This is a genomic window from Streptomyces sp., assembly GCF_031178505.1.
GTDB lineage: Bacteria > Actinomycetota > Actinomycetes > Streptomycetales > Streptomycetaceae > Streptomyces > Streptomyces gulbargensis.
In genome coordinates this window covers 1-9,332 of the sequence record NZ_JAPSIW010000210.1, presented here as the reverse complement: position 1 = coordinate 9,332, position 9,332 = coordinate 1, and the positions used below count along the sequence as shown (strand labels likewise).

General features: G+C 75.0%; 10 protein-coding genes. 7 read left to right on the top strand and 3 right to left on the bottom strand.

Annotated features, from left to right (window positions below; all coding sequences use genetic code 11):
- Window positions 1-461: TerD family protein (locus tag RIF68_RS16235; protein ID WP_309051967.1), on the top strand; the 461-nt coding region annotated here is incomplete at its 5' end.
- A 134-nt stretch (window positions 462-595) separates the two neighbouring features.
- On the opposite strand, the gene RIF68_RS16230 is transcribed toward RIF68_RS16235, so the two are convergent.
- Window positions 596-1,996 carry a M1 family metallopeptidase gene (locus RIF68_RS16230; RefSeq protein ID WP_309051966.1) on the bottom strand — a complete coding sequence of 467 codons (1,401 nt, stop codon included), beginning with the start codon at window positions 1,994-1,996 and terminating at the stop codon, window positions 596-598.
- 106 nt (window positions 1,997-2,102) lie between these two features.
- On the bottom strand, window positions 2,103-2,642 hold the full coding sequence (locus tag RIF68_RS16225) for a heme-binding protein (RefSeq protein ID WP_375165248.1): 540 nt from the start codon (window positions 2,640-2,642) through the stop codon (window positions 2,103-2,105).
- Window positions 2,643-3,048: 406 nt separating this feature from the next.
- Between RIF68_RS16225 and RIF68_RS16220 the strand changes: the two genes are divergently transcribed.
- The 4 genes from RIF68_RS16220 (at window position 3,049) to RIF68_RS16205 (ending at window position 6,694) form a co-directional block, all read left to right on the top strand.
- The gene (locus RIF68_RS16220) at window positions 3,049-4,197 is read left to right on the top strand and encodes a sensor histidine kinase (RefSeq protein WP_309051968.1); all 1,149 of its coding nucleotides are present in this window, start codon (window positions 3,049-3,051) and stop codon (window positions 4,195-4,197) included.
- Entirely contained in the window at window positions 4,194-4,814 is a 621-nt protein-coding gene (locus tag RIF68_RS16215) for a response regulator transcription factor (protein WP_309051965.1), read from the top strand. The genes RIF68_RS16220 and RIF68_RS16215 overlap by 4 nt, the downstream gene beginning before the upstream one ends.
- 59 nt (window positions 4,815-4,873) lie before the next feature.
- The gene (locus RIF68_RS16210; RefSeq protein ID WP_309051964.1) at window positions 4,874-6,109 is read left to right on the top strand and encodes an FAD-dependent monooxygenase; all 1,236 of its coding nucleotides are present in this window, start codon (window positions 4,874-4,876) and stop codon (window positions 6,107-6,109) included.
- 84 nt (window positions 6,110-6,193) lie between these two features.
- Window positions 6,194-6,694 (top strand): hypothetical protein, encoded by a 501-nt coding sequence (locus RIF68_RS16205; RefSeq protein WP_309051963.1) that lies wholly within the window; start codon window positions 6,194-6,196, stop codon window positions 6,692-6,694.
- 25 nt (window positions 6,695-6,719) lie between these two features.
- On the opposite strand, the gene RIF68_RS16200 is transcribed toward RIF68_RS16205, so the two are convergent.
- The gene (locus tag RIF68_RS16200) at window positions 6,720-7,388 is read right to left on the bottom strand and encodes a pentapeptide repeat-containing protein (protein ID WP_309051962.1); all 669 of its coding nucleotides are present in this window, start codon (window positions 7,386-7,388) and stop codon (window positions 6,720-6,722) included.
- A gap of 108 nt (window positions 7,389-7,496) precedes the next feature.
- On the opposite strand from RIF68_RS16200, the gene RIF68_RS16195 reads away from it, so the two are divergent.
- A complete protein-coding gene (locus tag RIF68_RS16195) occupies window positions 7,497-8,672 on the top strand; it encodes an NAD(P)-binding protein (protein ID WP_309051961.1) in 1,176 nt (391 codons plus the stop codon).
- Window positions 8,673-8,806: 134 nt separating this feature from the next.
- On the top strand, window positions 8,807-9,332 hold a 526-nt coding region (locus RIF68_RS16190; RefSeq protein WP_309051960.1), incomplete at its 3' end, for an alcohol dehydrogenase catalytic domain-containing protein.

Sequence of the window (9,332 nt, the reverse complement as noted above, 5' to 3'; positions counted from 1 at the left end):
TCGACCTCGACGCCTCCGCGATCGGTGTCGACGCCGCGGGCCGCGTCGCCTCCGACGCCCACTTCGTCTTCTTCAACAACAAGTCCACCCCGGACCAGACCATCGTCCACACCGGTGACAACCGCACCGGCGAGGGCGGCGGCGACGACGAGCAGATCAACGTCAACCTGGCGGGCCTCCCGCCGACCGTCGACAAGATCGTCTTCCCGGTGTCGATCTACGACGCGGTGTCCCGCTCCCAGAACTTCGGCCAGGTCCGCAACGCGTACATCCGCATCGTGAACCAGGCCGGCGGCGCCGAGATCGCCCGCTACGACCTCTCCGAGGACGCCGCCACCGAGACCGCCATGGTCTTCGGCGAGCTGTACCGCCACGGCACCGAGTGGAAGTTCCGCGCGGTCGGCCAGGGCTACGCCTCCGGCCTGGAGGGCATCGCCCGCGACTTCGGCGTCAACCTCTGACGACGGCCCGCGCCGCCGTCACCCGCACGGCGGCTCCCGCTGACGAACCCCCGGCGGCACCCGTCGGAACACGGCGGCGGTAGGACACCTCGCGAGCCCCGGCCGGATCTCCCGGCCGGGGCTCCGCCGTCCGCTCAGGGATGTTCCGGCTTCCCGTCGCCGCGCAGCCAGACGTCCCACAGCTCGTCCAGGTCGGTGCCGGCCACGCTCTCCGCGTAGGCCGTGAAGTCGTCCGTGCCGGCGTTGGCGTGCCGGTACTTCGCCGGCCAGCCGCGCAGGATCTTCCCGAAGGCCTCGTCGCCGACGGCCTCGCGCAGCTTGTGCAGGACCATCGCGCCGCGCTGGTACACGGGCGGGTCGAAGAGGTTCGCGGCGGTGGGCGGGGCGGCCGGCGGGAAGGCCCAGTTGTCCTCCTCCGCGAAGGCGCGCGCGAAACTGGTGCCGACCGGGACGCCCTCCGCCTCCTCCGCGTCCAGCCACTCGGCGTACGTGGCGAAGCCCTCGCTCAGCCACAGGTCCCGCCAGGTCGCGGGCGTCACCGAGTTGCCGAACCACTGGTGGGCCAGCTCGTGGACGAGGGTCGCCCGGTCGAAGGAGGAGGCGGGGAAGACGGGCCGGGTCTGGGTTTCCAGGGCGTAGGCGAGGGTGTCGTCGGAGGTGATGACCGCGCCGGCGGCGGAGAAGGGGTACGGGCCGAAGCGCTCCACCTGCTCGGCGAGGATCACGGGCAGTTCGGCGCGGAGCCCGGCGCTGTCGGCGGCGGCCGAGGGCTCGGTGGCGGTGATCACGGGGACCGAGCCGAGGGCGGTCGCGGTACCCGTCTCGTACCGTCCCAGCATGACGGTGGCCAGGTAGCTCGCCATCGGTTCGCCCGCGTGCCACACGGTGGTGGTACGGCCGTCGGCGCCGCGCTTCTCGGAGGTCATGACCCCGTTGGAGAGGGCGCGCAGGCCGGACGGGACGGTGAGCGTGATGTCGTACGCGGCCTTGTCGGAGGGATGGTGGTTGCCGGGGAACCAGCTCATGGAGCCGGCCGGCTGGCCGACGGCGACCGCCCCGTCGGCGGTCCGCAGCCAGCCCTCCTCGGAGCCGTCCGGGTCGGTGACCGGTTCGGGTACGCCGGAGTAGGTGACGGTGGCGGTGAACTCCGTTCCCTCACGCAGTTCCTCGCGGGGGCGGAGCGTCAGTTCGTCACCTGCCCGGTGGAAGGCGGCGGGCGCGCCGTCGACGGTCGTCCGGTCGACGGTGAGGCCGGCCAGGTCGAGGTTGAAGGCGCTGAGGTCCTGAGTGGCGCGGGCGGTGATCTCGGCGGTGCCGTCGAGACGGCCGGTGGCCGGGTCGTAGGCGAGGTTCAGCGCGTAGTGCCGTACGTCGTACCCGCCGTTGCCGAGCCTGGGGAAGTACGGGTCGCGCAGCCCGGCCGCCCCGGGGGTGCCGTCCACCCCTCCGGTGCAGCCGCCCGCGAGCAGGGCGAGCGCCGTGACGGCGGCGGCCAGGGCCGCGGTCGTGCCTCGGGTCCCGCCACGTCGTCTCACACGGTGATCCTAGGTGACGGGTCGTGAGGGGGGCGGGGAGGGACAGGTGACGGCGCCCGGCGGGGGTCCGGGCGCCGTCACGGCGGGAGGGGTGCCGCGGAGGGTGTCAGCGGGCGAGGGCCGCGACGCCGGCCTGGGCGAACTTCTCGTCGAGGTCGCCGGAGGGGGCGCCGGCGACGCCGATGCCCGCGACGGGGGCGCCCTTGGCCGTGACGGGGGCGCCGCCGCCGAGGAAGAGGGTGCCGGGGATGTCCTTCAGGTTGGGGGCCTGGGCGAGGCGGCCGGCGAGGACGGAGGTGGGGGCGTTCCAGGAGACGGCGGTGAAGGCCTTGCGCTCGGCGGACTCGTAGGACTGCGGGCCGGCGCCGTCGCCGCGGAGGGTGACGATCGTGTTGCCGTCGCGGTCGACGACGGCGACGGAGATCCGCTGGTTCTCCTTCTCGGCGGCGTCGAGGGCGGCCCGGGCGGCCTTGGTGGCGGCGTCGATCGTCAGGTGGGTGGACTGCCGCAGGTTGTCGTTGCCGGCGTCGGCGCGGACCGCGGCGGCGGGGGCGGCGGCCGGCGCGGTGGCGTTCGCGGAGACCGCGCCGAAGGTTCCGGCGGCGGCGAGGGCGGCGGCGGTGGCACCGAAGAGGATCTTCTTCACGGGGGTCTCCTGGATCGTGCGGGCGGGTGGCCGGACGGTCGTACGCGTTCGTACGGCCGGCGCGGCCCGGGTCGTACGGGGTGGGCCGAGCGGGTGTGGGGCGGACGGCGCGGTGGGTGCCGCCCGGCGGTGCAGCCGGGAGGCGCCCCGCCGTTCGTTCGCCCTGCATCGATCCTCCGCCGGGAAACGGCGCCGTCCGGTCCACGGTCCGGCTGCCCCGCTCGCGCACACTGGACGACACCGGGGTCAGCCGATCGGCTGATGCCGGCCTGGTCCTCCCGGGCCAGCATGGACACGTATCCCCAGGTCGGCCCCGGAAGCAGAGGAGGCGGGACGGTTGACGCGGACCCTCGTGGACGCCCGGCGAACACCCCACGACCCGGACGCCCGCTGGCTCGCCCAGGTCATGCACCTCGCGTTCTTCCTGCTCCTCGGCGCCTCCCTCGCCCGCTTCCTCCTGCGGCACGAATGGGAGGCCCGCAGCCCGTGGATCATCGCCCTGACCGGGGCGCTCGCCTCCCTCTACCTGCTCGGCCCGGTGCTCGGCACCCTGGCCACCCCGCGCCGGATCGCCTGGCTGTGCACGGTCGTCACCGTGTGGGTCGTCATGGTGGTCCTGGCGCCCAGCTTCGCCTGGTGCGCGGTGCCGCTCTTCTTCACCGGCCTGCGCACGCTCCCGCCGCGCGCCGCGCTCGTCCTCGTCACCCTGCTCACCGCCTTCGTCGTCTTCGCGCAGGTGCAGCTCGCGCACGGGGGCCTCGACCCGAGCCTGATCATCGGCCCGCCCGCCGTCACCGCCATCGCCACCGCCGTCTTCATCCACGCCGACCGGCAGGCCGCCCGCCAGCGGGCCCTCATCGAGGACCTGATCCGCACCCGGCGCGAACTGGCCGCCACCGAACGCCGCGAGGGCACCCTCGCCGAGCGCCAGCGGCTCTCCATGGAGATCCACGACACGCTCGCCCAGGGCCTGTCGAGCCAGCAGATGCTGCTCCAGGCCGCCGACCGCACCTGGGACAGCGACCCGGCCACCGCCCGGCGCCACGTCCGTACCGCCGAATCCATCGCCGAACGCAACCTCGCCGAGGCCCGCCGCTTCGTCCACGACCTCGCCCCCGCCGACCTCGCCGAGGGCGGCGGCCTGGAGGAGGCCCTGCGCGGACTCGCCGCCCGCGAGTCCGCCGACTTCCGCGTCGACGGCGGCGCGGTGCCGCTGCCCGACCGGGTGCAGTCGGCGCTGCTGCGGATCGCGCAGGGCGCCCTCGCCAACATCCGCGAGCACGCCGCCGCCCGGTCCGCCGCGCTGACCCTGACCTACCTGGACGACCAGGTCGTCCTCGACATCGCCGACGACGGCAGCGGCTTCGACCCGTCGGCGCCGCGCGCGGACGACACCGCCGCCGACGCGGGCGTACGCGGCCACGGGCTCCGCGCGATGCGGGTACGGGCCCAGCAGCTCGGCGGCACCCTGACCGTGGAGTCCGCACCCGGCGAGGGCACCGTGCTCTCCGCCTCCATCCCCCTCGCACCGACGTCGACGGAGACCGGTTCATGACCGTACGCATCCTGCTCTGCGACGACCACGTCGTCGTCCGCGCCGGGCTGCTCGCCCTGCTCGGCAGCACCCCCGACATCGAGGTCGTCGGCGAGGCCGGCAGCGGCGAGGAGGCCGTCGCCATGGCGGCGAAGCTCATGCCGGACGTCGTCCTGATGGACCTCCAGCTCGGGGCGGGCATCGACGGGGTGGAGGCGACGCGCCGCATCGCGCCCACCGGCGTCCACGTCCTCGTCCTCACCACGTACGACACGGACGCCGACATCACACGCGCCATCGAGGCGGGCGCCACCGGCTACCTGCTCAAGGCCGAACGGCCCGAGGAGCTGTTCGCCGCGATCCACGCCGCCGCCCAGGGCCGTACCGCCCTCTCGCCGCCGGTCGCCACCCGCGTCATGGACCGGATGCGGGGCGCCGCCGGGCCGAGCCTCACCGACCGGGAGCGCGACATCCTCGCCCAGCTGGCGCACGGCCTCGGCAACCGGGAGATCGCGCGCGCCCTCTTCATCAGCGAGGCGACCGTGAAGACCCACCTGGGCCGCATCTACGCCAAACTCGGCGTCGACACGCGCGCCGGTGCCGTCGCCGTGGCGAAGGAACAACGGCTCCTCCCCTGACACACTGTGACCGTGCGTCGCCATCCGTACGCGCACCGTCATGCGCGCGCGGTGCGCGCATGCGTCAGGTCGTCCTCGTGGGAGTGCACGTGAAGATCGCCGTCGTCGGTGGCGGGCCCGCCGGGCTCTACTTCTCGGTCCTGATGAAGCGCCAGGACCCCGCCCACGACATCACCGTGTACGAGCGGAACCCGGAGGGCTCCACGTACGGCTGGGGCGTCACCTACTGGGCCGGGCTCCTCGACAAGCTGCGGGCCGGGGACCCCGAGTCGGCCGAGGCGGTCGCCGCCGCCTCCGTCACCTGGACCGACGGCCTGGCGATCGTCCGCGACGAACGGACCGTGCACCGCGGCGACGCCGGCTTCGGAGTCGGCCGCCGCGCCGTGCTCGGCCTGCTCGCCGACCGGGCGCGCGAGCTCGGCGTCCGCGTGGAGTACGAGCACCCCGTCGCCGGCCCCGAGGCCCCCGAACTGACGGACGCCGACCTGGTCGTCGCCGCCGACGGCGTGCACAGCGCCCTGCGCGAGGCCCACGCCGACCACTTCGGCAGCACCTTCACCGCCGGCCGCAACCGCTACATCTGGCTCGGCACCACCAAGGTCTTCGACTCCTTCAGCTTCGCGTTCAAGGAGACGGCCCACGGCTGGATCTGGTGCTACGCCTACGGCTTCAGCGGCGAGCGGTCCACCTGCGTCGTCGAGTGCTCCCCCGAGACCTGGAGCGGCCTCGGCCTCGACACCCTCGGCGAGGCCGACAGCCTCGCCCTGCTGGAGAAGGTCTTCCACGACCTCCTCGACGGCCACCCGCTCATCGGCCGGGCCCAGGCCGACGACGCCGCCCGATGGCTCACCTTCCGCACCCTCACCAACCGGGTCTGGCACCGCGGCAACCTCGTCCTCCTCGGCGACGCCGCCCACACCACCCACTACTCCATCGGCGCGGGCACCACACTCGCCCTGGAGGACGCCCTCGCCCTCGCCGCCGCCCTGCGCGCCCACCCGGACCGGGAGACCGCGCTCACCGCGTACGGGAAGGAACGCCGCTCCGCCCTCGTCCCGGCCCAGAGCGCGGCCCGCCTCAGCGCCCAGTGGTACGAGAACCTCCCGCGCTACATGCGCCTGGAGCCCGGCCGGATGTTCGCCCTCCTCGGCCAGCGCCACTCCCCCCTGCTCCCCTACGTTCCCCCGCAGCTCTACTACCGCCTCGACCGCGCCGCCGAGAGCCTGGAGCCCCTGCGCCGCCTCAAGCGCTGGCTGGGGCCGCGGGTGGCACGGGCGGTGCACGGCCGGGGATGAGGAGAGGACCGGGGCGAGGGGCCCGGGGCCGGTCCAAGAGCAGCGGCGTACGGGACCGGCCCCGTGCCGTGACACCATCGGACCGTGCTCGACATCGGCTACTCCCTCTCCCGGCGCTTCCCCGACCCGCCGCAGACCGACTACCGGCGCGCGGACGTCCACGCCCTGCGCCACGACCTCTTCTGCGGTGACGTGTACCTCGCGGACACCGAGGCGGACCGCGAGGTGTCCACAGCCTGGGGATGGGTGCCGGTCCTCGACTTCGCGTGGGCGCTGTGCGACATCGTCGAGCGGCTCGACCAGGACCCGCGCGGCAGCCGGGCCGCGCGGCCGCAGTACGCGGAGCTCGACTTCACCGAGTCCAGTGACCGCATGATCTTCGAGCGGCGCTTCGGCTGGGTCGACGTCGAGGCCGACTGGATGCCCGGCGACGAGCCGCCGCTCACCTTCAACCACGCCGAACTGCGCCGCGAGGCACGGGACTTCCTCCACGACCTGATCGCCGACCTGACCGACATGCACGAGGGCCTGGCCGACAACCCGGCCGTCTGGGACCTCCAGGCCCGCTTCCCCCGCCTGCCCTGACCGGTACGCCCCCACCGGGGCGGGCTCAGTCCTCCACACGCACCCCCAGGTGCGCCGCGAGGACCGGTGCCAGGTCCAGGAGCTGGGCGGACGAGACGACCGCGCCCGCCAGGGACTCCACCCCGCGCGCGATCTCCAGGCGCCGCGCCCCGCGCAGATCCACGTCCGTGAGGCGCGCCCCCGAGAAGTCGGCCCCGAGCAGGTCGCAGTCGGCGAACTCCACCCGCTCCAGCCGGGCGCCCCCGAAATCCGGTTCGCTCAGCACGCAGCCCTCGAAGACGACGTCCCGCAGCCGCGCACCCCGCAGGTTCAGGTACTCGGCCTTGCCGCCCCGCACCACCACCCGCTCCCACACCGACCCGTACAGCTGGGCCCCGCCGAGACGGGCCTCCGCCACCTCCACGTCCCGCAGCCGCGCCCCGGCGAGATCGGTGCCCACCCCCCGTACCCCGCTCAGCACCGTGTCCAGGAACCGCGCCCCCGCCAGACGGGTGCCGTCGAGCCCGCACCCGCGCAGCGCGCAGTCCAGGAACCGCGCGCCCTCCCCCGACTGCCCCGCCAGGTCGAGCCCGTCCAGCTCCAGGCCGTCGTAGTCCCCGTCCGGCTCCAGCCTCCCCCCGTACGGCGCCAGGTCCGGCAGCCGCACCTCCGGCCGCCGGGCCCGCGCCGCCGTCCTCCGCTTCCTCGTCACCATGCCGCCATGGTGACGCACGCCACTGACAACGTCCCGCCCGGATGTCACGGAACGCCCCCCGCCGACCGTCCCACCTGCGTCAGCACATCCGGACGAAGGAGACGAGACATGCGCACGCTCACCATCGTCGGCGGTGGCTTCGCCGGGCTCACCGCGGCCATCACCGCCGCCGAGGCCGGCGCCAGGGTGACCCTGTACGAGGCGCACCGGACCCTCGGCGGCCGGGCCCGTACCGCCGACGGCCCGTACCGCGCCAACGAAGGCCCGCACGCCCTCTACAACGGCGGCCCGCACTGGACCTGGCTGGGGCAGCGCGGCCTCATCGGGCCGCTCGCCCCGCTGCCGCCCGCCGAGGCCCTCCGGCTCCGCTTCCACCGCGCCGGCGCCCTGCGCCGCACCCCGCCGCTCGGCCTGCTCCGCCTGGCCCGGCACGGCGCGGGGCGGGCACCCGTCGACACCGACTTCCGCACCTGGGCCACCGGCCTCGCCGGGGAGCGCGCCGCCCGCGAGGCCGCCGCGTACAGCGCGGTCGCCCTCTTCCACCACGACCCCGGCTCGCTCTCCGCCCGCTTCGTCCAGGAGCGCCTCCACCGGGCCGCCGCCCTGCCGCCCGAGGCCCACTACGTCCGGGGCGGCTGGCAGCGGCTCATCGACCGGATGGCCGCCCGCGCCCGGGAGACGGGCGTACGGATCGAGACCTCGTCGCGGATCGACACCCTGCCCACCGGCGGCGGGCCCGTCGTCGTCGCCACCGCGCTGCCGGCCGCCGCCCGGCTCCTCGGTGACCCCTCACTGATCTGGGACAGCGGCCGTACGGCCCTGGTCGACCTCGGCCTGCGCACCCGCAGGGGCGACGCCTTCGCCGTCTCCGACCTGGACGCGCCGGGCTGGATCGAACGGTTCACCGCGCAGGACCCCTCCCTCGCCCCCGCCGGACAGCAGTTGATCCAGGCCCAGCTCCCCATCGGCCCCGGCGCGTCGAAGGCGGACGGCGTCGCCCACGCCGAACGCCTCCTGGACCTGGGCTTCCCCGGCTGGCGCGACCGGACCGTGTGGCGCAGGGAAGCCGTCTCCCAGGGCCGTACGGGGGCGGTCGACCGGCCCGGTACGACCTGGCGCGACCGGCCGGCGATCGACCGGGGGGACGGCGTGTACCTGGTGGGCGACCAGGTGGCGGCGCCGGGCGTGCTGTCGGAGGTGTCGTTCACCAGCGCGGTGGAGGCGGTGTCGCTGGCCCTGCGGTCGGGCCGCCTCCAGGAACCGCTTGACCTCGAGCGCGGTTGAGGTCGGAGGCTGTTCCCGCGCGACCGGCCCGTGGGCCGGCCGGTGCCCCGGCCCCGTAGGCCGGGAACCGCACCCGGCCCACGCCCCCGTACGCGCACCGGACACGCCCGCCCGCCCGACGACAGGGGAACGTCATGCACGCCATCCGCCTTCACGCCTTCGGCCCCGCCGAGAACCTCACGTACGAGGAGGTTCCCGACCCCGCGCCCGGCCCCGGCCAGGTCCGCGTCAGGGTCGCCGCGGCCGGCGTGCACCTGCTCGACACGGCGCTGCGCGAGGGCATGACGGGCCCGTTCCCCGCCCCCGCCGAACTCCCCACCGTCCCCGGCCGGGAGGTCGCCGGCACCGTCGACGCCCTCGGGGAGGGCACCGACCCGTCCTGGCTCGGCCGGCGGGTCGTCGCCCACCTCGGCATGGCCCCCGGCGGTTACGCGGAGCTCGCCGTCACCGACGCCGCCCGCCTCCACGCGCTCCCCGACCACCTGGGGGAGGCGGAGGCCGTCGCCATGATCGGCACCGGCCGCACCACCCTCGGCATCCTCCAGTTCGCGGAACTCGGCCCGGACTCCGTCGCGATCGTCCCGGCGGCGGCCGGCGGCATCGGCACCCTGCTCGTCCAGTACGCCAAGAACGCCGGCGCCACCGTCATCGGCCTCGCCG